12 protein-coding genes and 2 tRNA genes are annotated in these 24398 nt (G+C 60.1%); 4 read left to right on the plus strand and 10 right to left on the minus strand.

Annotated elements, in window-relative coordinates; all coding sequences use genetic code 11:
• Window positions 1-98: 98 nt before the first annotated feature.
• From ABEB25_RS04530 to ABEB25_RS04570, 9 genes are all read right to left on the minus strand, one after another.
• A complete protein-coding gene (locus ABEB25_RS04530; RefSeq protein ID WP_345735192.1) occupies window positions 99-8918 on the minus strand; it encodes a choice-of-anchor I family protein in 8820 nt (2939 codons plus the stop codon).
• Window positions 8919-8959: 41 nt separating this feature from the next.
• A complete protein-coding gene (locus ABEB25_RS04535) occupies window positions 8960-16354 on the minus strand; it encodes a lamin tail domain-containing protein (protein WP_345735193.1) in 7395 nt (2464 codons plus the stop codon).
• A gap of 505 nt (window positions 16355-16859) precedes the next feature.
• Window positions 16860-16934, minus strand: a tRNA-Met gene (locus ABEB25_RS04540).
• Window positions 16935-16948: 14 nt separating this feature from the next.
• Window positions 16949-17023, minus strand: a tRNA-Asn gene (locus ABEB25_RS04545).
• Between the two features lie 104 nt (window positions 17024-17127).
• Window positions 17128-17973: a metal ABC transporter permease gene (locus ABEB25_RS04550; RefSeq protein ID WP_345735194.1), complete on the minus strand. Its 846-nt coding sequence runs from the start codon at window positions 17971-17973 to the stop codon at window positions 17128-17130.
• Complete coding sequence (locus ABEB25_RS04555) at window positions 17970-18821, minus strand: metal ABC transporter permease (protein ID WP_345735195.1); 852 nt, start codon at window positions 18819-18821, stop codon at window positions 17970-17972. The genes ABEB25_RS04550 and ABEB25_RS04555 overlap by 4 nt, the downstream gene beginning before the upstream one ends.
• Window positions 18818-19726 carry a metal ABC transporter ATP-binding protein gene (locus tag ABEB25_RS04560; protein ID WP_345735196.1) on the minus strand — a complete coding sequence of 303 codons (909 nt, stop codon included), beginning with the start codon at window positions 19724-19726 and terminating at the stop codon, window positions 18818-18820. The genes ABEB25_RS04555 and ABEB25_RS04560 overlap by 4 nt, the downstream gene beginning before the upstream one ends.
• 6 nt (window positions 19727-19732) lie before the next feature.
• On the minus strand, window positions 19733-20632 hold the full coding sequence (locus tag ABEB25_RS04565; RefSeq protein WP_345735197.1) for a metal ABC transporter substrate-binding protein: 900 nt from the start codon (window positions 20630-20632) through the stop codon (window positions 19733-19735).
• A gap of 11 nt (window positions 20633-20643) precedes the next feature.
• Window positions 20644-21456, minus strand: a complete 813-nt coding sequence (locus ABEB25_RS04570; protein ID WP_345735198.1) for a transporter — start codon at window positions 21454-21456, stop codon at window positions 20644-20646.
• Window positions 21457-21590: 134 nt separating this feature from the next.
• Here ABEB25_RS04570 and mntR point away from each other — a divergent pair, with 134 nt between their 5' ends.
• The 4 genes from mntR (at window position 21591) to ABEB25_RS04590 (ending at window position 23931) form a co-directional block, all read left to right on the plus strand.
• Complete coding sequence (gene mntR, locus ABEB25_RS04575; protein WP_345735199.1) at window positions 21591-22037, plus strand: transcriptional regulator MntR; 447 nt, start codon at window positions 21591-21593, stop codon at window positions 22035-22037.
• A 64-nt stretch (window positions 22038-22101) separates the two neighbouring features.
• Window positions 22102-22380, plus strand: coding sequence for a hypothetical protein (locus ABEB25_RS04580; RefSeq protein WP_345735200.1), 279 nt, complete (start codon window positions 22102-22104; stop codon window positions 22378-22380).
• Between the two features lie 45 nt (window positions 22381-22425).
• Window positions 22426-23223, plus strand: a complete 798-nt coding sequence (locus tag ABEB25_RS04585) for a right-handed parallel beta-helix repeat-containing protein (RefSeq protein WP_345735201.1) — start codon at window positions 22426-22428, stop codon at window positions 23221-23223.
• A 27-nt stretch (window positions 23224-23250) separates the two neighbouring features.
• Window positions 23251-23931, plus strand: a complete 681-nt coding sequence (locus tag ABEB25_RS04590; protein ID WP_345735202.1) for a GDSL-type esterase/lipase family protein — start codon at window positions 23251-23253, stop codon at window positions 23929-23931.
• 39 nt (window positions 23932-23970) lie between these two features.
• On the opposite strand, the gene ppnP is transcribed toward ABEB25_RS04590, so the two are convergent.
• A complete protein-coding gene (gene ppnP / locus ABEB25_RS04595; protein ID WP_345735203.1) occupies window positions 23971-24300 on the minus strand; it encodes a pyrimidine/purine nucleoside phosphorylase in 330 nt (109 codons plus the stop codon).
• Window positions 24301-24398 lie beyond the last annotated feature (98 nt).

The following is a 24398-nucleotide window of genomic DNA, read 5'->3' on the forward strand; positions in this document are numbered from 1 at the left end:
TCACCATTCAATGTTAGACTTCGCAAGCAGTGCGCGGCGGCAGTACCTGAAGGATGACCAAGAGGAACGTGGGGGGGGGAAGTAAACATCCGGGGGGATTATTTTTCAATCAGCAGGGAGGAAGTTCGGAACTGACCTTTCTTGCCAGGGACAGGCACGCGGATGAGACCGGCACCGACCGTTTCACCTGAAGGAAGGCCCTGAAGAAGGACCGCACTGGCCGCCGCTTTACCGGCCAGGGTGCCATCACTGGCTGGCAGTGTGAGCGTGCCGGTGAGGCTGCCATCGGCCTTGTTGACCTTGCCCGTCCATGCGGCGGGAGGTCCACTGACCGGGGCCGAGGTCGTCAGGGAAAAGTTAGAAGCGAGCGTGAAAGCAGTGGGCAGGACGATGGGCACACCGGTGGTGCTGCTGAGGCCCGCGCCCTCGATTTCCACATTCAAGGTCGAAGCCGTCAGGCCCAGGGCGGTTTCCAGCTCCGTGGTTGTTTTGACGGTATCGAATGCCGCCGCGACAGGCGTGACTGGCAGCGGGGCTGCAAAGCCTGCATCATAGCTCAGTTCTTTGGCATCGGCGGCCTTGAACCACCAAGTGCCAGGCACAAGCTGCTCGATGGTGGCTTCCGGCTGCCCCAAGTTTGGCAGCGGCATGACGCCGCCAAAGTAGGAGTCCACCTTGTTTTTATAAGGCTGGGTCCAGACGAGGGCCTGACCAGTCACGCCCAGATTGGCCGTAAGGACAAGGGCCTGAGTGTCTCCCAACTGGCCTTTGAGAGAGACAGCGCCTTTGGTGGTGACGGAGCCCTTTGCCCAACCGAACCCGGCGGGGTATGCCACGCCATCCTGCACGCCTGCATCCAGAACGAGGTTCAGCTTACGAATGGCGGGTGGGCTGCCGCCCAGAGAAGCGAGGCGGAAGCCACGCAGGTCGCCAGTCACCGTTCCAGAAGCAAAGGTACCCGTCACCAGTGCGGACTCCGCATTGATGGTCACAGTGACATTGGCCTGTGGGACAGTCGCAGAACCCTTGAAGACCATTTGGATTTCAGCCCGCTGACGGCCGGGGACCAACACAAAGCTGCCTGTGCCGGCACGGCGGCCCTGACCGATGACTTCTAAAGATCCCGTCCACAAGCTAGGCCGCGTCGCGGTCAGCCGCAGGATGCCTTTGGGCAGGCCATTGGCATCCACCAGCAGTGCCTCATAACTGGCGAGCAGACGAGCAGGGAATGCCTCGACCGTGAGCTGCAGGTTAAAGGATTTGAGCGGGATGGTTCCCTGCATGACCAGCAATTGCAGATCATAAAGCGACGCTGTGCCAGTAAGCACACCGCTGAGGCGGCCCGTGATTGCATTGAACGTTAGGCCAGCCGGTAGACGGCCCACGATTTTCAGCGTCTGACCTGCGGAAGCAAAAGCACCGAGATTCAGGTCCACATAGTCACCGACGCGCAGCAACGTATTGTCCCCGATGCCGAGAAGGACTTCCTCGATATCAGTGAGGCCGTCGCCATCGCTGTCGGCTCCGGTCACCGGTGGCACTGTATCCGCCCGCACGTTCACGTTCTGCGTCCTCGTGTCCTGCTGCGCTCCGCTCTCTTCCACTCGGTACGCCTGCGCCAAGTTCCCATGACGGTTCTGCACATGCTCCGCCAACGATTCCTGCTCGCTCAGTCCATTGACCGGCACCTGGGCGACGGCTGCAAAGTCCAGCCCTTCGGACACCACTGCTCCCAGCGTTCCGTCTCCCAGCACATACCGGAAGTTTTCTCCGTTCGCTTTCATCGGGTACCCGGCTTCGCCATTCGCCAGGCCGTTCAATGTCACCACCTGGATCACCGAGGGTGCTCCGGGTAGTAGTCCGCTGCCCAGGTTCCCTGCTTTGTAGATCGGTGTTCCGGCGCTCCCGTCATCCTTCAGCAACGCGATCGACAGCACCCGCGATCCCACCGCCAAGTCTGGATCCCACGCGAACTGCACCCCGCCCAACTGTGGGAACTGCGCCTGATTGGTCCCCTGCGACACGCCGTGTTCAAGGATCGCCTTCAGCCCTGCGGGTGTCGTTTCAAACACCATCAGCTTCTGGTTCCCTCTCAATGCGTTTTCGATGTCCAGCTTCGAGATCGCTCCCGCTGGTTTGCCGACGGCTGCATTGGCCAACGTCGGGCCTTTTTCGGCCACGCCTCCCTGGCCGTTGATCGATCCCACCGGACCTGTGATGCCTCCGGCGTGCTTGAGCGATACGATGGCTTCGCTCCCTCCCACGATTTCTCTCACCGCCTGCTGGTTGGCATCGGTCACCAGGTTCCCCAGGTTTGTTTCCTGGCTGCGCACGTTCGGGGCTGCTCCTTCCAGATACACAGCACTGTAGCCATACACGATGCTGTCCTTCGCTGTCATCACGGCCTGCACGGCATCGGTCACCTGCTTCACCTGCGCGCCTTTGGTTCCGGCAGCGAAGGCTGTTGTTGTGAGGTTGGCTTCCGTCACTCCCCAGGCGGCGGCCACATTGGCTGCCGTCGCAGCAAAGGCACCGTTTTCAGGCAAGCGGTCCGGCAGCGAGCTGGTGATCAGCCTTCCTTCCAGGTCGAAGTCCACCACCAGGCGGCCCAGGTAGCTGTATTCGCTGTCGGTATTGACGATGAGCAGCGGGGTGCCGTTGCGGTCTTCGGCCAGCAGCGGGTAGGTGTCTTCAAAGGTCGCCTCGTGGCCAGGGAAGACCACGGCGGTGTCGTCGCTGTCGCCCAGGCGGGTTTCGGATCCGGCGGCCACGATGATGTCCACGTCGGCCAGTTTCACGGCCAGGGCGCGTTCCAGGGCCAGGTCGTTGAGGTGGGACAGCAGCACGATCTTGCTGACGCCTTCGCTGCTCAGCTCGTTGATGCTGGGCTGGATCTGCGCGGCGAGGACATCGAGGTTCACGGCGTTGCCGCCTTTGACCACGGTGCCTTCCAGGTTGGTCAGGGAGGCGAGCAACTGGGTGGTGACGCCGATCAGGCCGATTTTTTCACCGCCTTTGTTCACCACGGTCACGGGCACCAGGCGGCCCTTCACGGAGGAAGCTTCGGGCACGGGGCTGTCGTCGGTGTCCAGTGGGATGGGGGTCACCAGTCCGGAGAGCTGGCTGTCGGCGCTGAAGTCGAGGTTCAGGGAGAGCAGTGGGAACTGGGCACCGGCCCAGGCTCCGGCGGGCTGTAGGGCGCTGGCCAGGACGGCGGAGCCGAGGTCCCATTCGTGGTGGCCGAGGATGGCGGCTTCCACACCGATGAGGTTGTGGATGGCGAGGTCCGGGCGACCGGTGGCGGTGGCGGCGACGGAGGCCACGGCATTGAGGGCGGGGTCTGCCCCGGCGCTGAGGAAGGAGCCGGGCAGGAAGCTGTCGCCACCGGAGACGATCAGGGTGTTGGCGTAGTCCTGGTCAAAGGCATCCACCAGGGCGGCGAGGTTCGGCGCTGTTTGCGGCGCTAGCAAACCGCCCTGCGCATCCGAGAAATGCAAGAGCTGTAGGGTGTAACGGCTGACGTTGTAGAGGCTGAGCGTGTTGCTCGTCTCATTGGTGACTGCGATCATGGGCTGGCCATTGGGTGACTGGGCACCTGTGATGAAGGTGATGCCTTCAGGATTCTGATCTGAAGGTAGACTGACAAATCCTGCCTGGGCGACACGGGCGGGATCCGTGATGTCAAAGACCATGACGCCACGGGCACGCTCCAGGCCAACGAAGGCATACAAGCGACCTTCGATTTCACCGATGGCCACGCCTTCGGGCTCTGCGGCCTTGTTGTCACTGCGGCCATCGTCAAACCAAGGTTGACCAAGGCTGGAGACCAGGCGCTCCATGAGATCTGCACTGTCGTAGACGATTTCGCCAGCCGCATTCAGGATGGAGATGGAACGTCCGCCGTAAGCCAGGATGCGATCCACATCGCCATCATTGTCGGTGTCACCGCGAAGGCCCGCCGAATTGGACACCGTGAGGCGACCCAACTTATTGTTAGCCTTCAGCTCTGCGGCATTTGGAAACACGGTGGGATCGAGCGTATAACCACCGGCGCCGACGCGGATGGTTTCCGTCTGAAAGTCATCGCGGTCATCGCCTTCGTTCGCGGTCACATAATAGGTTTGGCCCTTGGCCTGAAAGGCGGTGATGGCATCGGGCATGTAGAGGCCGAAGACCGGATTACCCGTGGTCAGGAGGTTGGCACCGGTGCTGCCGCCCTCGGCATCGCGGTCACTGAAGTCAGCCAGCAAGGTGCTGAAGTCTTTTTCGCCCAGAGGTCTGATGGAGGTGAAGGCTTTGGCAGTCAGATCCAGAATGGCCACCGCATTGGCTTCCTGCAAGACCACCATGGCGGTGAGATTGTCTGGAGCTACGGCGATGTATTCCGGCTCAAAATCGAGCGAAGGCAGGCGTAGGATGCCAGAACCGGGAGGGCTTTCAAAAATCCGCACGCCTGCAGCTTTGAGCGCGGCGGCCTGGGCATCAAAGGCGGTGAAGCCGACGGTGGTCACGGTCGGGGCGGCGAAACCACCAGCGACTTCGATGATGGAAACCGAGCCTGGAGCGGTATCTGCGCCACCGGCCTGCATTTCGCCTTCATTGGCGGTGAGAACCCGGGCCCCGTTGGGGGTGAAGGTGATCATGTCTGGAAGCACGCCGACGGTCACGATGCTGAGAAGTGCGCCACTGGCGGCATTGAGGAAGACGACGCGGCCGGGCTGATCCTTGACGGCATTCGGCACGGCCACAGCCACCACGCCATTGCGGACGGCGACGCTGGTGATGTCGGTGGAGGTGAGATTGAAAGGAGCCTGGGTGAAATTGACCGTGCCGAGATTCACCGGGAAGGCGGGATCATTCATCGCCAGGATCTGCAAGCCGACACTGCTGGTGACAAAGAGGCGCTTGCTGGCAGCGTCATAGGCGGAGATTTCCGAGCCAGCCAGGGGCACGGTGGAAACATGGGTGAACTGCAAAGGCCCACGCGTGGTGATGGCAGGTGCAGGCGGGGTGACCGACGCGCCATTGATGACACCGGGAGAGCCGACATCCGTGCCGACTGTGGCGAAACGGCCGCCGAGGCGGTAGCCATTGGCCGCCAGGTAACGCGGTGCCTGCGCGGTGGAAGCAGGGTCATAAACCAGGGCGATGAAATCGCTGGCTGCGCCTGCTGAGGGCCCTGCTTGGCCACCTAAGGAAGGCAGGCCAAAGGTGCGGGTGAAGGCATTGGCAGCATAACCAAAAGTAAAGACTTCGACTTGGCTCTCTGTGTAAAGGGTGATGCTGTCATCGGCATCCAGGGTGGGCGCGCCGGGTGTCTGGAGCACCTGCACCGTCGGAGCGAGGCCCCACCAGGCACGGAAGGCCGCCGGATCTGCGGTGGTGATGATGACGGATTCACCGATCGCCATGGTGATGCCCGCAGGGAGCTTCCAGGCTTGGGCCGCAGTCACATCGCGACGGCTGTCATCCCAAGTATAATTTTCTAGCGACACCACGCGGTTGCTGAAGTTGGTCAGCTCCCAGTAATCTGCGGCACCCGCCGGGGCTTCTGGGGACTGGCTGGACTGGACTTCGGTCACACGCAGATCGGGCGGTGGCAGATCGCCATCATCCAGGACGGTCAGTTCCTGCCGGGCCAAGGTGGCACCTGGAGCCAGGGCGGAGACCTGAACGGTCTGTGCTGCATCCACAAGGAAATCATTCACCGCCGTCACCGCAAAGGTCACCGATGCCTGGCCAGCAGGAATCGTTACGAGTGCTGGCACGGTGACTTCGGAGACGTCACTGGAAAGAAGGGAGACATCCAGAGCAGCGGTGATATCGCCACTGCGGAACAGAGTTCCAACCGACGCCGGATTGACGGAGCTTTCAAGGAAGACCTTCGGAGCGATGGCCAGAGAAAGGACCACCGCAGGTTCCTGCGCTGGGCCCCCGCCGTTGCCAGGGGAACCGACATCGCTCCCTGTGACAGCGGTGACACCACCGTTGGTGCCTGCACCTGCAAAAGCATATCGAGGCTGGATGTAGCCGGAGGCAGCTTCCCAAACCAGCGCTGCCGTTGCCGCACCGCCTGCGGATTCACCTGCATGTCCGCCGAGTGAAGGCAGACCGTTGCTGCGATTGAACCCCGACTGAGCATAGGACAGGGAAGTTACCACCGTGCCGACACTGTCGTAGAGGGTGATGCTGTCATTGGCATCCAAGTCTGGAGCGCCAAGGCTCTGGATCACCTGCACCGTCGGCTGAAGGCCCCACCAGGCGCGGAATGTGGCAGGATCCGCCTTGGTGAAAATCACCGATTCACCGGCGGCGATGGTGGTGTCAGCAGGGATGGCCCAGGCCAGTGCGGCGCTGAAGCTGCGGCGGGAATCGTCCCAGCGGTATCCGGACAGTGAGATAGGTGCTGCGCCCGCATTGGTCAGCTCCCAATAGTCCCCTGCCCCGACCGGGGCCGTGGCGGACTGGCTGGACTGCGCTTCGGAGATGATGAGAGGAGACACATCCACCACCTGTACCACCACGACATCGGAGGTCGTCACCAAGCCGGAGGCATCAGTCGCCACGGCGGTGAGGGAATAAGACCCAGCGGCAACAGCAGTCCACTCAAACACGAACGGTGAAGCGGTGACTTCGCCAATTTTGTTAGCCCCTTCGAAGAACTCGACTTTCGTCACGTTGCCATCCAGATCGGCGGCAGCCGCAGCCAGGAAAACGGATGTGCCGGGCAGGAAGCGGTCTCCTGCGAGTGGCCGTGTCAGGGCGACCTGAGGGGCCTGCCCAATCATAGGCGCACCATTGACCCAAACAGGACCGTTCACGAGAGTACCACGGGTGCGTTTACCCGCGCTACTGGAAGTCTGAGCGCCGCGACCATCATCCAGGCCCAGCCGGCCCACCAATCCGCCGGCATCCAGGACGAACGCATCGCGATGGCTGAGGATGTCTGTGGCCGAGCGGGCATAGTTCCAAATGCGCACCTCATCAATCACGCCTGGGAAGGCCCCCTGAGGAGCACCGTCCGAAGTGAAGGCCGTGGCAATGCCAAAAGGCTGAATGCTGTCATAACGAGGCAGTGCCCCGGGTGTGCCCACCACGGTGCCTGCGGGTGCACCATCCAGGTAAAACTCCCAGGTGCCCGTCGTGCCATTGTAGGTGACGGCAGCGTGGTGCCATTGGCCATCCACCACCGGCGTATGCGTGGCCGTTGCCGAGAAGTCGGCCCCGCCTGCGACCCCATTGACCGGGAAGGCTTCAAATTGGGCGCTCAGAAGTCCACCCGCCGTCAGGCCCAAACCATAGTTGATATCGAGCGTGCTGTTATCCGCCTGGCCGCGCCCTTTGCTGATGAGAGGCAGCAGGTTCCCCAGGCCACCGGCTACCACGCCCTGGCCTTCCTTGCGGAACCAGCACTCGAGGGTAAAGCCGTTGGAAGGAGGGCCGCCCACGCCGAGTTCTGGCGCTGTGCCCAGGGTCACGTGATCATTCACACCGTCAAACCACAGAGCAGTATTGGCCACAGGCACGTTGGGATCCAAGGTAACAGACATCTGCACGGTGGCACTGGCCGTGAGGCCGTTGATATCCACAGCACGTGCCGTGTAACGATAGCTACCTGCAGGCAGGGCATTTTGCGGCAGCTCGAAAGGGGCCGTGGTATCCGTGGCTGCCAGCACACCGTTGATCAAAAACTCAACCCGGCTGATGCCGTCATCTTCGTCGATGGCCTCGGCTTCTACCGTGAAGGTGGCAGGACCCACCAGGGAGGTTCCTTCCAGAGGAGCCTTGATGGAAACAGAGGGAGCCTTGAGCGCACGAAAGAAGGCAAAACTGAACATGTCTTCCGTTGCTGCACCGTTTTGAAGACCAGGTAGGGGTAGCGGCGCGTCCGGGTCGGGACGAGGCTGGATGTCCCGGCTTTCAATGATGTAGCGGTTGTTCGCCGCATCCCACTGATAGCTGACAATGTTGTCAATGTTGTTGGCAGCACCACCTTCGGGACTGACGAGAAGTGTACCCGTCTCAGGGCTGTGTCCTTCAATCTTCAAGTACCAGCGTCCTGTGGGACCTTTGGTAATTTGGGCAGGGCCAGCCAGCACGTCAGTCGTGGCATTGCTATTCACCCGGCCTAGGGCGATCAGACCATCGGTATTGAGTGAGGTTGTTGGCAGGTAAACAAAAGCAATCGGGTCCTGCTCATTGGCAATGCTCGTGGCATTGTTGCCTCGCACAAATAGGTTGAAGGTGCCATCTGGATTGGCGCGGGAAGTGGCGTAGTTCGCTTCGTTTTTGGCATGTGTGACCAGCAACACACCATTCAAAGGAGAATACCCCCCTGCGGCAGGAGACTGGAGGTCCAGAAGGAACACACCGGAACCCAGCGTGCGAAATTCCGTCCCCAAGCGGATACTCGCATGAGAACGCAACTGGTTTGTAAGCGCACCATTGTCCCCAGCCGCGTTGCGGGCGTAGCCCCCGAGCCAACGACTGTAAGGGAAGAAGCCCGCAGCGACGTTCATGTTCACCTCTCCCTCGCGCGCGCTGTCATTGACAGGAATGTAGAAATTGGTGCCGGTGATTTCAGCACTGGAGGTCGCATAGAATAGCCCAATGGTGTCACCGAAGGCCGTATTGTCCCGTCCGTTCTCAGCCACAGAAGTGATAAGGGTGCCAGCGGCGACATTGTCGGTGTTTTCAAACCTCAAAACAAAGTCTCCCCGGCTTGAACCAGTCGCGACCGGAGTAAAGAAGGAGGAACTGCCAGCCGAGCGTGTCAGCGTCACTGAGGTGACGGCATTACCAGCATCATTTTGCTGCACCAAGATGGTGCCGACTTGAGTTGTCTGCGCCACGGCGCTGGACAAGGGCAAGGCCGCGAGGCTGAACAGCACCAGGAGAAGGGGGGATCTAACTTTCATCTTTCAGGAGATTCAATAAAGGGTTGGTGGTCAGCAAAGGATCAGCGTTGCAGCAGCAGGGACGCGGTTCGGAATTGCCCTTTCTTGCCAGGCACAGGCACACGGACGATGCCGCCGCCGACAGTGCCATCCGTCAGGCCACGGAGGAGGATGCCTGTCGCGGCCGCCTTGCCTGGGAGGGTGTTTGCACTGGCTGGCAAAGTCAGCGCGCCGGTGAGGCCGCCGTCCGCCTTGTTAATCTTGCCTGTCCATGGGACAGGGGGGCCATTGACCGGAGCAAAGGTCGTCAGCGAGAAGGTCGTGGCCAGCTTGAAAGCGGTTGGCAGGACGATCGGCACTCCGGTGGTGGAGCTCAAGCCAGCGCCCTCTATTTCCACATTCAAGGTCGAAGCCGTCAGGCCTAACAGCGTCTCAAGCTCGACTACGGTTTTCACAGGATCGAAAGCCGTGGCGATGACACTGACAGGCAGAGGGGCTGCAAAGCCGGTGTCGTAGCTCAACTCCTTGGCATCTGCCGCTTTGAACCAGATGGTGCCGGACTCCAAAGCCGGCGTCATGGCCGCAGGCTGGCCGACATTCGGCACAGGCAACACACCGCCAAAGTAAGAGTCCACTTTGTTTTTGTAAGGCTGCACCCAGGCCAGGGACTGGCCGGTCACACCGAGGCGCAAGGAGAGCGTCATCTTCTGTCCATCGCCCAATTCACCCGCCAGGTTCACGGCACCCTTGTTTGTCACCGTGCCTTTGGCCCAGCCTAGGCCAGCCGGATAGGCCACACCATCCTGGGTGCCAGCATCCAGCACCACATTCATGCGGCGAGTCGTCGGTGGGCTGGCCCCGAAGGTGGCCATGCGCATGCCACGCACAGCACCATTGGAAGCGGTGCCGGCATGCGTGCCAGTCACCTGCGGGCTGTCAATGTCCAGAATCATCTGCACCGTGACTTCTGGCGTGGTGCGGCTGCTCTTGAAAACCATCGGCAGGCTCACCTGACGGCTGCCCGACATCAGTTCAAAACTTCCCTTCGAGGAACGGCGGGCCGTGCCGCGCAGATCCAGTGTGGCAGACCACAGACCCGACTGTGTCACTGTCACCCGCACGATGCCCTGAGGCAGATCCGTGGCCGTTTCCAGCAAAGCTTCATAGCTACCGAGCAGACGGGCAGGGAAGGCCTCGACAACCAGAGGCACAATGATCGTCTTGACGATCTTGCCACCGACCAGTACCTGCAGTTGCAGATCATAAAGTGCGGCGGTTCCACCGAGTACACCTGTGAGGCGACCCGTGGTTGCATTGAATGTTAGTCCTGGCGGCAGGCGACCCACCATCTTCAGCGTCTGGCCAGCCTGAGCATACAGACCCAGGTTCAAATTCACCCGTTCACCCACCCGAAGACGTGTGGTGGGATTTCCTCCCAGCATGATTTCCTCGATATCAGTGAGGCCGTCGCCATCGCTGTCGGCTCCCGTCACCGGTGGCACCGTATCCGCACGCACGTTCACGTTCTGCGTCCTTGTGTCCTGCTGCGCTCCGCTCTCTTCCACTCGGTATGCCTGCGCCAAGTTCCCATGACGGTTCTGCACATGCTCCGCCAACGATTCCTGCTCGCTCAGTCCATTGACCGGCACCTGGGCGACGGCTGTATAGTCCAGCCCTTCGGACACCACCGCTCCCAGCGTCCCGTCTCCCAGCACATACCGGAAGTTTTCTCCGTTCGCTTTCATCGGGTACCCGGCTTCGCCATTGGCCAAGCCGTTCAATGTCACCACCTGGATCACCGAGGGTGCTCCCGGCAGCAGTCCGCTGCCCAGGTTCCCTGCCTTGTAGATCGGTGTTCCGGCGCTCCCGTCATCCTTCAGCAACGCGATCGACAGCACCCGTGATCCCACCGCCAAGTCTGGATCCCACGCGAACTGCACCCCGCCCAACTGTGGGAACTGCACCTGATTGGTCCCCTGCGACACGCCGTGTTCAAGGATCGCCTTCAGCCCTGCGGGTGTCGTTTCAAACACCATCAGTTTCTGGTTCCCTCTCAATGCGTTTTCGATGTCCAGCTTCGAGATCGCTCCCGCTGGTTTGCCGACGGCTGCATTGGCCAACGTCGGGCCTTTTTCAGCAACGCCTCCCTGGCCGTTGATCGATCCCACCGGACCTGTGATGCCTCCGGCGTGCTTGAGCGATACGATGGCTTCGTTCCCTCCCACGATCCCTCTCACGGCCTGCTGGTTGGCATCGGCCACCAGGTTCCCCAGGTTCGTTTCCTGGCTGCGCACGCTCGGGGCTGCTCCTTCCAGATACACGGCACTGTAGCCATACACGATGCTGTCCTTCGCTGTCATCACGGCCTGCACGGCATCGGTCACCTGCTTCACCTGCGCGCCTTTGGTTCCGGCGGCAAAGGCGGTTGTTGTGAGGTTCGCCTCGGCCACGCCCCAAGCAGCGGCCACGTTGGCGGCGGTTGCGGCATACGCACCGTTTTCGGGCAGCCGGTCTGGCAGCGAGCTGGTGATCAGCCTGCCTTCCAGGTCGAAGTCCACCACCAGGCGGCCCAGGTAGCTGTATTCGCTGTCCGTATTGACGATGAGCAGCGGCGTGCCGTTGCGGTCTTCGGCCAGCAGCGGGTAAGTGTCTTCAAAGGTCGCCTCGTGGCCAGGGAAGACCACGGCGGTGTCGTCGCTGTCGCCCAGGCGGGTTTCGGATCCGGCGGCCACGATGATGTCCACGTCGGCCAGTTTCACGGCCAGGGCGCGTTCCAGGGCCAGGTCGTTGAGGTGGGACAGCAGCACGATCTTGCTGACCCCTTCGCTGCTCAGCTCGTTGATGCTGGGCTGGATCTGCGCGGCGAGGACGTCGAGGTTCACGCTGTTGCCGCCTTTGACTACGGTGCCTTCCAGGTTGGTCAGGGAGGCGAGCAGTTGGGTGGTGACGCCGATCAGGCCGATTTTTTCACCGCCTTTGTTCACCACAGTCACGGGCACCAAGCGGCCCTTCACGGTGGAGGCTTCCGGCACGAGGCTGTCGTCGGTGTCCAGCGGGATGGTGGTCACCAGCCCGGAGAGCTGGCTGTCGGCGCTGAAGTCGAGGTTCAGGGACAGCAGCGGGAACTGGGCGCCCACCCAGGCACCGGCGGGCTGCAGGGCATTGGCCAGGACGGCGGAGCCGAGGTCCCATTCGTGGTGGCCGAGGATGGCGGCTTCCACACCGATGAGGTTGTGGATGGCGAGGTCCGGGCGACCTGTGGCGGTGGCGGCGACGGAGGCCACGGCGTTGAGGGCGGGGTCTGCCCCGGCGCTGAGAAAGGAGCCGGGCAGGAAGCTGTCGCCACCGGAGACGATCAGGGTGTTGGCGTAGTCCTGGTCAAAGGCATCCACCAAGGCGGCGAGGTTCGGCGCTGTTTGCGGGGCTAGCAAGCTGCCCTGTGCATCCGAGAAGTGCAAGAGCTGCAGGGTGTATGATACCGGCACGGTGGCTGCACCACGGCCAGGGGAACCGATATCGGTCGCACCCGGCGCCTGGAAAGCCTGATAAGTGCCGACACGAGCCGACACGTAACGAGGAGAAATGACGCCCGAAGGCACATCCCAGACGAGCGCATCCGTCGTGGCACCGCCACCCGAAACACCCGCGTGACCACCCAGCGCAGCCGAGCCATCCGGCCGCAGGAAGCCCTGTGCCGCGTAGCTAACAAAAAACAGTTCACGGCCCGTATTATCAAACAAGGCAATGCCATCATTCTGGCCCAGCCCTGGAGCATCCACCGTCTGCACGACCTGCACCGTGGGCTCCAGCCCCCACCAAGTGCGGAAAGCGGCCGGATCTGCCGTGGTAATGATGATGGACTCACCCGCAGCGATGCTGGTTCCGTTCGGGAATGCCCAAGCCTGACCTTCCACAAAAGAGCGGCTTTCATCATCCCAAGTGTAGCCACTCAGGTTGACTGTGGCTGTTCCATGATTGGTCAGTTCCCAATAGTCTGCCGCGCCGAGAGCATCCGAAGGGCTGGAGTGAATCTCGGTAACAAAGAGTGTGGGCGGAGCCACGTCACCATCGTCTTGGACGGAGAGGGTGGCAGAGGCCAAGGACACACCCGGAGCCGTTGCAGTCAGCAAGACCTGCTGAGTGCCATCTGCAAGAATGTCATTCACGGCGCTGACCTCAAAGGTGGCAGCAGACTGCCCAGCTTGAATGACTACGGACACTGGCACGGTCGCTTCAGAAGCATCGCCAGAAACGATTTGGACGGTGAGATCAGCCGCCACATCGCCATAACGCTCGACGGTCCCGACAGCGGCAGCCGCACCTGCACCTTCACTGAAAGTGGCAGGTGCAACCTTCAGCAGCAGCAATGTCGCAGGATCGACGCCTGTGCCACCGGAGCCGCCTGGGGAACCCACATCGGTTCCCGCGGAGGCCTGAACGCCACCATTCACGCCCGAACTGGCGGCCATGTAACGAGGCAATCCACGACCCGAGTTTGGATCCCAAACCAAGGCTTCCGTGGCCAAACCGCCGGCCGAGGCCCCCGCATGGCCGCCGAGGGATGGCTGACCATTGGAACGGGTGAACCCGCCTGCGGCATAACTGAAGTAAAAGACCTCAGCACCGGCACTGTCGTAAAGCACAACGCCATCATTCAGTCCCAAACCAGGAGCCCCGACAGACTGCAGAACGCGGGTGGTCGGTGGCAGGCCCCACCAAGTTCTAAACACAGCGGAATCTGCCGGAGTGAAGACGATCGATTCACCTGGGGCGAGGCTGGTGCCTTCAGGGAAAGCCCAGGCAAGAGCAGCATTGCGATTGCGACCGGAATCATGCCAGGTGTATCCAGCCAGGGAGATGGTGGTGGAACCAAAATTGGTCAGCTCCCAATAGTCACCCACTCCCACAGGAGCGGTGCCAGAAGGATTCGAATGCAACTCCGTCAGCAGAAGATCTGAAGGCGTGATGACGGTGATGTTCACCATTTGTGCAGCGACGGCACCATCGTCATCGGTAGCAACAGCCCGGATCACACGCGTACCAGCCTGGGCTGGAGACCACAGGAACTGATAAGGTGCGCTAGTCAACTCGGCCAGTTTGGTTTCGTCATCGAAGAACTCCACCTTCACGACATTGCCGTCCAGGTCACCAGCGGTGGCGGAGATCAGAATCGGCGTTGCACTGCGGAATACTTGATTGGACTTGGGCGTGTTAAGGACCAGTGAAGGGGCCTGATTCGTCAGTGGTGCGCCGGCTACCCACAGTGGCTGCCAGCCTGCGACCGGCAGGCCACCTCCGTCTACGGGGCCTCTCACCTGACCGACAAGGCCATCCACCGAACTGGTGACATTGACACCTGTGGCTTCATCCAGACCGAAACGCCCCACCAGACCAGCAGCCGTGACCACCGAGGAATCTTTCGTCGAAGCAATGTCTGCCGCACTGCGGGCATAGTTCCACACACGCACCTCATCAATGGCCCCAAAGAAGGAGCCTGCGCGCTGGCCGGCTGTGTTCAACGCCGCTCCGATGGCGAACCGATGATTGCTGTCATAACGTGGCATGGCACCAGGGGGGGTGCTGCGGGTGGCGACTTGCACACCATCCAAAAAGAGCTTCCAGCCACCAACTTCGCCATCGTAAGTCACCGCCGCGTGGTACCAGCGCCCATCCTGAACAGGCTCATGCGTACCGAAGATCGGGAAGTTTGCCCCGCCAGCGACCACTCCCGGTGTCGGGAAAGCCTCGAAGTCGGCGCATAGCAGGCCATCTTGCGTGATGCCAACCAGATAGTTCGTATCCGTGTTGTTGTTGTCGGACTCACCGCGCCCCTTGGCAAAAAGCGGCTGCACCACAATCCCGCCCACACCGGAACTGGCCGTGGCCCCAAGACCCTCCTTGCGGAACCAGCATTCGAGCGTCAGCCCTTTCGTTGGAGGACCGCCCACGCCCAGTTGCGGAGCTGGATTGGTCGCCACATGCTCCACCAAGCCGTCGAAGAACAATGCCGTTTGAATCGGGGGGTTGACCGGATCCATCTGTACTACAGCCGTCACAGGCGAACTGCGGGGAGCCAGGCCGTCATTGTCCGTGGCGCGTGCCGTATAAATATAACGGCCACCGGCAAGATCTGTCTCCTGGACGGAATAAGGGGCCTCAGTATCCACCCCAATGTAGGTGCCGTTCCGGAAGAACTCCACCTGGGCCACATTGCCATTAAAGTCAGAGGCATCGGCCGTCACCGCGAAGGTAGCAGGACTGGTATAGACCTGCCCCTCCGTCGGTGAGGTCACAAACACTTCAGGCAGGACAGGGGCGGCAAAAAATGCAAAGCTGAACATGTCCTCTTTAGCGGCTGCACCGCCCTGGAGCACAGGCAGAGTCGAATCATTGATGATGTCCCGGCTCTCAATCACATACCGGCTGTTCGCCGCATCCCACTGATAGGACACGATGTTGTCCATGTTGTTCAAGGCACCGCCTTCGGGACTGATGAGCAGCGTCCCTGTGGCCGGGCTGCCTCCGGTAATCTTCAGATACCACCGCCCGTCTACAGTGACACCGTCAACAACGCTCCTTTCAATCTGAAAAACACCCCCAGCAACATCGGTGGTTGCGTCATTGTTCACACGGCCCAGCGCCAGCAAGCCATCCGTGCCCACCTTGTTCACCGGCAAATAGACAAAGGTCACAGGGTCTTGCTCCGTCTCAGGACGGGCGAGACTCGGACTACTGGTACCGTTGTCACGGATGTGAAGACGCCAGTTGACCGGCTCTCCCGTAATTTCGTCATTCTGCACCACAGAGGAGGCGTAATTGTCCTCGTTTTTGGCATGGTTCACCAGCACGATGCCATTGGCAGGCGTGGCGGTGGGATCCACCGTGCGCAGGTCCAACTGAGTCACCCCAGAACCGATGTCAACGAGGTTGGCACTGAGACCCAGGCCCGGACTGCCATTGAAACGGTTCAGTGGCAGGCCATTGCCGCGGTCGCCGATCCACCCCGTGCCTCCCAGCCACTTGTCATAAGGGAAGTAACCAAAAGAGACGTTTGCATTGACCTCCGAACCCTGCGCGGCCCGCGCCATGGCGAAGAAATATGCAGTCGGAGGATCTGTCCCCGTCGCCGTAGCCACTGAAACGGTGGGATAAAAAATGCCGAATGCATCGCCCACAGAACTGTTGTCGCGACCATTTTCAGACACGGAAGCGATGAGAGTCCCTGAGGTAAAATCGTTCTCATTGAGAAAGCTGATGCCGTAATCCCCACGATTGGAGGCAAAAGTCACCGGCTCCCAGCGCAGCGTGCTGCCAGGGCCACGGGTCATCGTGATCGAGGTAGTCGTGTTCAGGTTGTCATTCTGGCGGATCTGCAAAGTGCCAAACTGCGTGGATGGCGGCGGCGGCAGATCCTGAGCCACCGAAGATGATGGCAACAAAGCCAGAAGGACTGCCATCGCCAGCCAGAAGGCAAGGCATACACGGGTTTCAGCAGCGATCGAAGTTCTTGGGGGGCTCATAGTGACGAGCCGCCATACAAAGCACCACGAAAGCCTTTGGCGATGTGATTAGCGTGACGAAATTGACGATCAACAGGTTACAGTTTTTTCACACTTCATGTTAACGTGTTGGCACCACCCAAACCTAACAAACTATGCAACATGATAACATTCTGTTTCCGCCGATTCTGCCAGGGTGTTTTGTCTCTGGGTCACATCACCTGCGGATGACTCTTTGTGTTCCTACCTCGCTGCCGCTGCACAGTATTGCGCCCGTCATTACTTCTCAGACCCGCTTTTTACAATCGGTCTGGCCACTCCTTCGAGTTCCATTTGCAATTTCTTTGGCAGAGATGCTGTCCTCTCACCAAAAAAAACGCGCCGATGATTTTAATCCGCAGCGTTCCCGCTTGAAGTGATGCAGCCCGTTTTCCTGCCTTTTGTCTCCCCCTGATTTTCAAGGTGGTGGCAGAGGGCGGATTTGAACCGCCGACCAAAGGCTTATGAGTCCTCTGCTCTACCACTGAGCTACACTGCCGTGTGTTATTTTTATGGCTCCTGAGGTAGGGTTCGAACCTACGACCTAGTGGTTAACAGCCACCCGCTCTACCGCTGAGCTACTCAGGAGTGTGGTTCCGTTCTTGTGAAACGGGCCGCCATTCTGCACTGCCAGGGCGCATCTGGCAAGCGATTGTTTTATGTTTCACGCTTCTGGGGAAGGATGACCAGATTCAGGCCTCCCTGCCCCGAAGTCCCCTCCGGCTGGCGATCAATCCATGCCGGGGCGCAAAAATGAAGGCCAGGACGAAAAACAGGGCCTGGGCCAGCACGATGCAGGCACCAGTAGAGCCATTGATGAAAAAACTCACGTAAACGCCCAGGCAGCTCGCCAGCACGGAGGAGGCGGCCGCGAGGGTGAGCATCCAGTCGAAACGATCCGTCAGCAGCCGGGCGGTGCAGCCGGGGGTCACCAGCATGGCCACCACCAGAATGATGCCCACCGCCTGCATGGAGGCCACAATGGTGGCGGCCAGTAGAGAGAGAAAGACATAGTAGATGGCCCGCGTGTTCAGGCCGATGGCGCTGGCATGCGAGGGATCGAAACAAAAAAGCAGCAGGTCTTTTCGCAAAAGCAGGAGGATGATCAGCGTGAGCGAGGCGGTGACCACAGTCTGGATCATGTCATCGCGCTCGATGCCGAGCACGTTGCCGAACAAGATGTGATTCAAATGCAACTCGGACTGCACTTTGGAAAACATCACCAAGCCGAGGGCAAAGAGGCCAGTGAAGACGATGCCCATGACGGTGTCCTCCTTGATGCGGCTGTTGGCCTTGATCCAGCCGGTGGCCGTAGCACAGAGCAGGCCCGAGGCGAAGGCCCCGATAGGCAACGGCAGCCCAGCTAGGTAGGCCAGTACCACTCCGGGAAGGACGGCGTGAGAGATGGCATCCCCCATCAGCGACCAGCCCTTGAGCACTAGGTAGCAGGACAGCACGGCGCAAACGGCCCCGACGAGCGCCGCGACCAGCAGCGCCTCGTTCATGAAGCTGTAAAGAAAGGGCTCGTACCAGCTCATGACAGGGAGGCTAGTTGACGTTGTGTGCGGGCAGCCAGCAGACCATGCTTGGGGGCCAGGACGAGAGCGGTCAGAAACACGGCCGTCTGCAATACGACGATGCAGCCACCGGTGGAGCCATTCAGGTAATAGCTGGCATAGGCCCCAGTGACGCCGCAGAAAACACCCGTGCCGGTGGCGATGCCTAGCATTTTGCCAAAGCGATCCGTCAGCAGATAAGCCGTGGCACCTGGGGTCACGAGCATGGCCACGACTAGACATGCGCCCACGGTTTGCAGGGCCGCGACGGCGGTGGCCGAAAGCAGGGCGAGAAGGAGGAAGTGCAGAAAGCGGGTATTCAGCCCGATGCTGCGCGCGTGGGTTTCATCAAAGCAGTAGAGCAGCAGGTCCTTCCACTTCAGTCCCAGGATCAGAATGGCAATGGCTGAGATGATGAGTACCTGAAGGATGTCCGGATCCGAGATGGCAAGGATATTGCCAAAGATGATGGTGCGTAGATTGAGGTTGCTCGGGTAAAGCGTGAGCAGCAGCAGGCCCGCCGCAAAGAAGGTGGTGAAGACGACGCCAATGACGGCATCCTCCCGCAAGCGCGAATTGGCCTTCACCCAGCCCATGCCCAGGGCGGCCAGCACCCCTGCGATGAATGCACCGACAGAGAAAGGCAGCCCGGCCATCCAGGCCAGCGAAACACCCGGCACCACCGCATGGGAAAGGGCATCCCCCATCAGCGACCAGCCTTTGAGCGTGATGAAGCAGGACAGAAAAGCGCACACCCCGCCGATGAGGCCGCTGACGAGGATGGCCTTGACCATGTACTCGTAGTGAAAGGGGGTGAGGAGTTCGTTCATTCCCCCACCTCCTTGGCCCGTTCCCGCACGAGGTTTTCGCGCCCCTGGCGGTCAGTGTATTCCAGGTGCCCATCTTTGCCAAAGACGAGCGGGCGCTCATCATCGGAGAGGAGCTTCACCGTGCGGCCGTCGTGCTCCTGAATGGTGGACTGTTCGAAGTGGAACTGGCGCAGCACACCACCAAAGGCATGAGTGAGATTTTTCTCTGTGAAGACTTGGTCTGTCGGCCCGTAGGCAAGGACGGTGCGGTTGATGAGGACGACCTGGTCGCAAAATTCAGGCACGCTGCCCAAGTTGTGCGTGGAGACCAGGATGATGTGCCCTTCCTCACGCAAAGAGCGCAGCAGTTCTATAATGGCAGTCTCTGTTTGCACATCCACGCCGGTGAAGGGCTCGTCCAGCATCATGATGCGCCCCTTCTGGGCGAGGGCGCGGGCCAGGAAGACACGCTTTTTCTGCCCGCCGGAGAGCTCGCCGATCTGGCGTTCCTTGAATCCCTCCATGCCCACACGCTCCAGGCTTTCCTGGACGATGCGCTTGTCCTCCGCCCGGGGGATGCGCATGAAGTTCATGTGGCCGTAACGTCCCATCATCACCACATCCCAAACGCTGACGGGGAAAGTCCAGTCCACCTCCTCACTCTGGGGCACATAGGCCACCAGCTTGTTGCGGCGGGCCACGGCGACGCTGTCCCCGGCGATGCGCACCTGTCCTTTGGCTGGCTTGAGGAAGCCCATGATGGACTTGAAAAGCGTGCTCTTGCCGCTGCCATTCACCCCCACCAGCGCGCAGATGGTCCCGGCCTGGAGAGTGAAGGAGGCATCCCGCAGCGCAATGTGCCCGTTTGCGTAGGCCACGGTGACATCGGCAACTTCGACAGAGATCGGCGGGGGGACGGCAGACATGGAGGATCAGGGAGCGGTGAATGCCTTCACGATGGTGTCGGCATTGTATTGCAGCAATTTCAGATACGTGGGTGCCGGACCTTCGTTGCCTGTCAATGAATCCACATAGAGCACGCCGCCATAACGTGCACCCGTTTCCTTGGCCACTTGGCGCATGGCTTTATCACTGACGGTGCTTTCGGAAAAGACCACGGGGATGCGCTTGGCACGCACGGTGTCCATGACCTTCTGCACCTGCTGGGGGGTGCCTTCTTCATCGGCATTGATGGGCCAGAGATAGAGCTCTTTCATGGCGTAGTTGCGGGTCAGATAAGAGAAGGCTCCCTCGCAGCTTACGAGCCAGCGTTGCTCCGCAGGCAGGGTCTCCAGCTTTTTTCGCACGGGTTCGTCCACCGCCTTCAGCTTTTCAGTGTAGGCAGCGGCATTGGCATTGTAAGCTGCCTCGTTGGAGGGGTCGATTTTCACCAGGGCCCGGCGGATGTTCTCGACATAAACCACGGCGTTGGCAGGGGACATCCAGGAATGCGGGTTGGGCTTGCCCGTGTAGGGGCCTTCACCGATGCCGATGGGCTCGATGCCCTCGGTGAGCACCGCACTAGGCACGTCCTTCACCTGCTGGAGGAATTTTTCAAACCAGCGTTCCAGCCCCATGCCGTTCCACAGCACCAGATCGGCGCGCTGGGCCTTCACCAGGTCCAGAGGGGTAGGCTCATAGTCATGGATCTCCGCACCCGGTTTGGTGATGGATTCCACGATGGCCACATCCCCGGCCACATTTTGGGCCATGTCCTGGATGATGGTGAAGGTGGTGAGGATGCGTTTGGGACCACCCTTGGCCGGTGTGGAGGAGGGACCGCAGGAAGCCAGAGAGGCTGCCAAGAGAAGGAGGAAGAAGCGATGTTTCATGGTGGCAAAAATTAGAAGCGGAAGCTCACGCCGGAAAAGACGCCAAAGTCAGGGGCAGGACGGTTCAACCCGATGCGTACGCCCGCATCGAAGACCAGATTATCTGTCACGGCCAGGGTCAGCCCCGCATCAAAAAGGGCCATGTAATTGGCATCCTCTCCAGCGATGCCGACCAGCTCCAGGTACATGCCCAGAATCTCCGTGAGGCCGAAACCGAGGGTGGCGGAATGCAGGAATTCCAGATCCTGGCCTCCCGTCTCCACGTCATGCACGATGTCCATCTGCGCCATCAGGCCGAGATTCAGGCGCTCGGTGAGGCTCACAGAAAAGGGGACAATCAAGCCGCCCTCCCAGACTTCGGAACTCAGCTCCGACCCGGTGGGAATGGTGACATAAGGCATCAGGGCCAGGGCAGTCTGCCCGGAATCGTTGCCCCAGAGGTTTTTCTTCAGCCGCACGGTCACATCCCCGAAACCTGAGAACCGATCCGACTGGGAGCCTGACTTCAGCCGCACTTCCTGATAGCTGTTGAAGACGACCTGGAGATCCACATCTGGAGAAAGACCCGCCTTGAGATTCATCTGCCCCAGCACCCAGGATTCCACCTGCTCCCCCTCAAAGCTGTCGCGCTCGTAATCGAAGAAGCTCATCTCCACCTGAAACATCCCGGCTGGCACGGTGATGGGAGACTCGGTCGTGTCGGGGCGGTCCGTGCTCATAGGCCGGATCTCGGTCGCGGAGGGCGAAAGCAGCGGCGGCGAACCCGCGTGACCGAAGGCTGCCGTGAGCAGCAGGAGTGAGATGCGAACGATATTGGCTGACATGATAATGTTAGGTGTGACTAATTTCATCAGCCTAGGCTACTTCACAACTCAAAAGTTAGCCCAGGCTAACTTTTGTTTCCATGCCTGTCAGAAATCCATTTTTCCTTCCCTCTGCCTGATGTATGGGTTTGGCGATGCCCGCCAAGCGCAAAGAAACCACCGCCCACGTCCACTCCCCGGCCATTGAGGACTACCTGGAACAGATCCACAATTTGATCGAGGGGAAGGGCTATGCACGGGTGGTGGACATCGCGCAAAATCTGAGCATCTCCCAGGCCAGTGTGACCAATATGATCCAGAAACTGGACGCTGAAGGTTACCTTGTTTACGAACGTTACCGTGGCGTGGTGCTGACCGAGGAGGGGCGCAAAATCGGCCAGGAGATCGCCCGCCGCCATGAGGTGCTGACCCGTCTTTTGTCCACCTTTGGCCTGGATGCAGAAACGGTGCACCACGATGTGGAAGGTATGGAGCACCACATCAGCCGCCAGACATTGGACGTGCTGACGCTGCTGATGGAGGAACTGGAGGGAAACCCAGACTTGCTGAAGAAGCTGAAACGCAAGATGACCCGCCCGTGAAAACGAACTTATTCGTGATGATTTAAGCCTTGGTGTCTGGCCGCCGCTGTGCATCATAGGAGTCATGAAACTTCCTATCCTCATCCTCATCATCGCGACTGTCGGACTGGCACTGACAAATCCCACGGAGGCTGAATTCCGCGAACACGTGCGCCAGAAGGCTGGCATCGCAGGCACGGTGGGCCTGGCCGTGGCAGATATGGTCTCCGGCGGAAAGCAGGGGGCCATTCAGCGCCAAAACTACATCGTCGCCAGCAAGTTTTATGTGGGCGGTGACGGCGTACTTCCTCGCGAAGAGCTCGCCTGGGGCGTGGCCGGCAAGTTTATCGAGATCAAGAAGTAGTCTCCCTGGACGCAAGAAGTGCCCCTCCAAGCGCGACAGGTTCTGATGCGTCCCTTTTTCGCCCTGCTGGTCCTCACCCTCTGCCCCCTCGTGCATGGGGAGGCACCACCTCTCCAGCAATGGATTGATGAAGCCATCCAGGCGGGTGGCGGCATCGTCACAGTGCCTGAAGGGACTCATGTCCTGGACCAGGGGCTCATCCTCAAAAAGGCCAAAAAACTGGCCTTCCGCGGCGTGAACAAGGAGCGATGCATCCTGAAGCTACGAACCCCGGCAGATCCCTCCACGTCTTCTGCTCTCATCACCCTCACGGGTACAGGTGAAACGCTGGAAATTGCCAACCTCACCCTGGATGGCTCCTTTGAAAACAAAGGCCAGGTGACCGACCTGATCCGGTTGGATGGCATGACGGCCCCGGCAAAGGCCGCCTTCAAAGACATCACCATCCGCGACTGTCTGCTGCAAAACTTTTTAGCCAGCGGTGTGCTCTTCCACAACACGGAAGGCGGCGGGGTCGAACGCTGCAGCTTCCGGGACGGCGGAGCCCAAGCGGTGGGTTTCTGGAATTTCTCCAAGGACTGCACTGCCCGTGGAAATCGAATCACCCGAGTCCGCAAGGCCTTTGATCTTCTCAACTCCAGCGCCTGCCTGATCGAAGGCAACGAAGTGGGCGAATGTGAAACCGGCGTGAGCATCTTGAACGAACAGCCCGCGACCGACAAGGAACGCCACATCCTCCGCAACAATGGCTTTTCCAACTCGTTCCTTTTTGTCCAACCCGGTAGCACACCGCAGCCGCTGACCGAGGCCAATGACGGCCTCATCCCCTTCCCCAAGAACTGATCTCTACCAACACCTTTCAGCCTCCTCATGAAGTCCGCGCTTGTTCTCAGCCTGTTTCTGGCCGCCTCCTGTTTAGTCGCTCAGGAATCCACCCCACGTCCGAACCCGCAGCGTTTTGCCAAGGAAATCGCCGCCTTGGCCGCGAAGCCAGCCGACAAGGGCGGCATTGTCTTCACCGGTAGTTCCAGCATCCGTCTGTGGAAGACCCTCAACGAAGATTTCCCAGGACTGCCCGTGCTGAACTGCGGCTTTGGCGGCAGCGTGGCCAATGATCTCATCGTTCACTTCGACACGGTAGTGGCCCGCCATGAACCCAAGCTGCTGGTGACCTACACTGGCAGCAACGACATCAATGCCAAATTGACGCCGCTGGAGGCTTTGGCAGATTACACCCGATTTCTGGACATGGTGCATGCAAATCTGCCAATGACCCGCGTCATCGTCACCTCCGTGAAGATCGGTGAAAAACGCATCGCCCAGATTCCGCAAGTAAAGGAACTCAATCGCCTGCTGCAGGCCTGGATTCAGGGCAAAGACTGGGTGCGCTATGTGGACTGCACCAGCTACTTGGCGGATGAAAAGGGGCACCCCATCCGCAAATATTACGTCAAAGATCTGCTGCACCTCAGCCCTGCTGGCTATGCCAAGTGGACCCAAACTCTGGACCCCATCCTGCGTGAAGAATGGGCCAAGGTCTCCCAGCCTTGAAAGCTAGGGGCCGTCCGGGCGGGAGACCGCCGGGTGGCCTCAGTCAATGAAGGAACAGATGTACTCGAAGATGCCGGCAGAGACAGCGATTTCGAAGCCTGACTTGGCCGGCACGTCGAAGTACTCACCACCATTGTAAACGATCTTTTCGTCGCTGCCGTCGAGCTTGACCTCGCAAGTACCGGCTACGACTTCCATGCGCTCGGCCTTATCAGTGCCGAAGTGGTAGGACCCAGGATAGATCAGACCCAGCGTCTTTTTGCTACCATCGGGGAACAGCACGCTATGGCTGACGACTTTGCCGTCAAAATAGATGTTGGCTTTGGTGACGGCGGTGACGTTGGTAAACTCGGCTGGAATAGCGGACATGAGGCGCGCAGAATGGCAAGAGTTCCGCCAGGCTCAAGCTCCACCTTGCCCAATTCTGGGTTATCACCGGGTTTCTTTCGCCATGAATGGGAGGCTAG

Origin of the sequence: Prosthecobacter algae, assembly GCF_039542385.1 — a bacterium.
In the GTDB taxonomy this organism is placed as follows: domain Bacteria; phylum Verrucomicrobiota; class Verrucomicrobiia; order Verrucomicrobiales; family Verrucomicrobiaceae; genus Prosthecobacter; species Prosthecobacter algae.

What these genes read in the sequence shown, in the direction of transcription:
- ABEB25_RS04550 (WP_345735194.1), bottom strand. Translation starts at nt 17,973, where the DNA reads ATGAGCTGGTACGAGCCCTTTCTTTACAGCTTCATGAACGAGGCGCTG.
- ABEB25_RS04530 (WP_345735192.1), bottom strand. Translation starts at nt 8,918, where the DNA reads ATGAAAGTTAGATCCCCCCTTCTCCTGGTGCTGTTCAGCCTCGCGGCC.
- ABEB25_RS04535 (WP_345735193.1), bottom strand. Translation starts at nt 16,354, where the DNA reads ATGGCAGTCCTTCTGGCTTTGTTGCCATCATCTTCGGTGGCTCAGGAT.
- ABEB25_RS04560 (WP_345735196.1), bottom strand. Translation starts at nt 19,726, where the DNA reads ATGTCTGCCGTCCCCCCGCCGATCTCTGTCGAAGTTGCCGATGTCACC.
- ABEB25_RS04585 (WP_345735201.1), top strand. Translation starts at nt 22,426, where the DNA reads ATGCGTCCCTTTTTCGCCCTGCTGGTCCTCACCCTCTGCCCCCTCGTG.
- ABEB25_RS04590 (WP_345735202.1), top strand. Translation starts at nt 23,251, where the DNA reads ATGAAGTCCGCGCTTGTTCTCAGCCTGTTTCTGGCCGCCTCCTGTTTA.
- ppnP (WP_345735203.1), bottom strand. Translation starts at nt 24,300, where the DNA reads ATGTCCGCTATTCCAGCCGAGTTTACCAACGTCACCGCCGTCACCAAA.
- mntR (WP_345735199.1), top strand. Translation starts at nt 21,591, where the DNA reads ATGCCCGCCAAGCGCAAAGAAACCACCGCCCACGTCCACTCCCCGGCC.
- ABEB25_RS04565 (WP_345735197.1), bottom strand. Translation starts at nt 20,632, where the DNA reads ATGAAACATCGCTTCTTCCTCCTTCTCTTGGCAGCCTCTCTGGCTTCC.
- ABEB25_RS04570 (WP_345735198.1), bottom strand. Translation starts at nt 21,456, where the DNA reads ATGTCAGCCAATATCGTTCGCATCTCACTCCTGCTGCTCACGGCAGCC.
- ABEB25_RS04580 (WP_345735200.1), top strand. Translation starts at nt 22,102, where the DNA reads ATGAAACTTCCTATCCTCATCCTCATCATCGCGACTGTCGGACTGGCA.
- ABEB25_RS04555 (WP_345735195.1), bottom strand. Translation starts at nt 18,821, where the DNA reads ATGAACGAACTCCTCACCCCCTTTCACTACGAGTACATGGTCAAGGCC.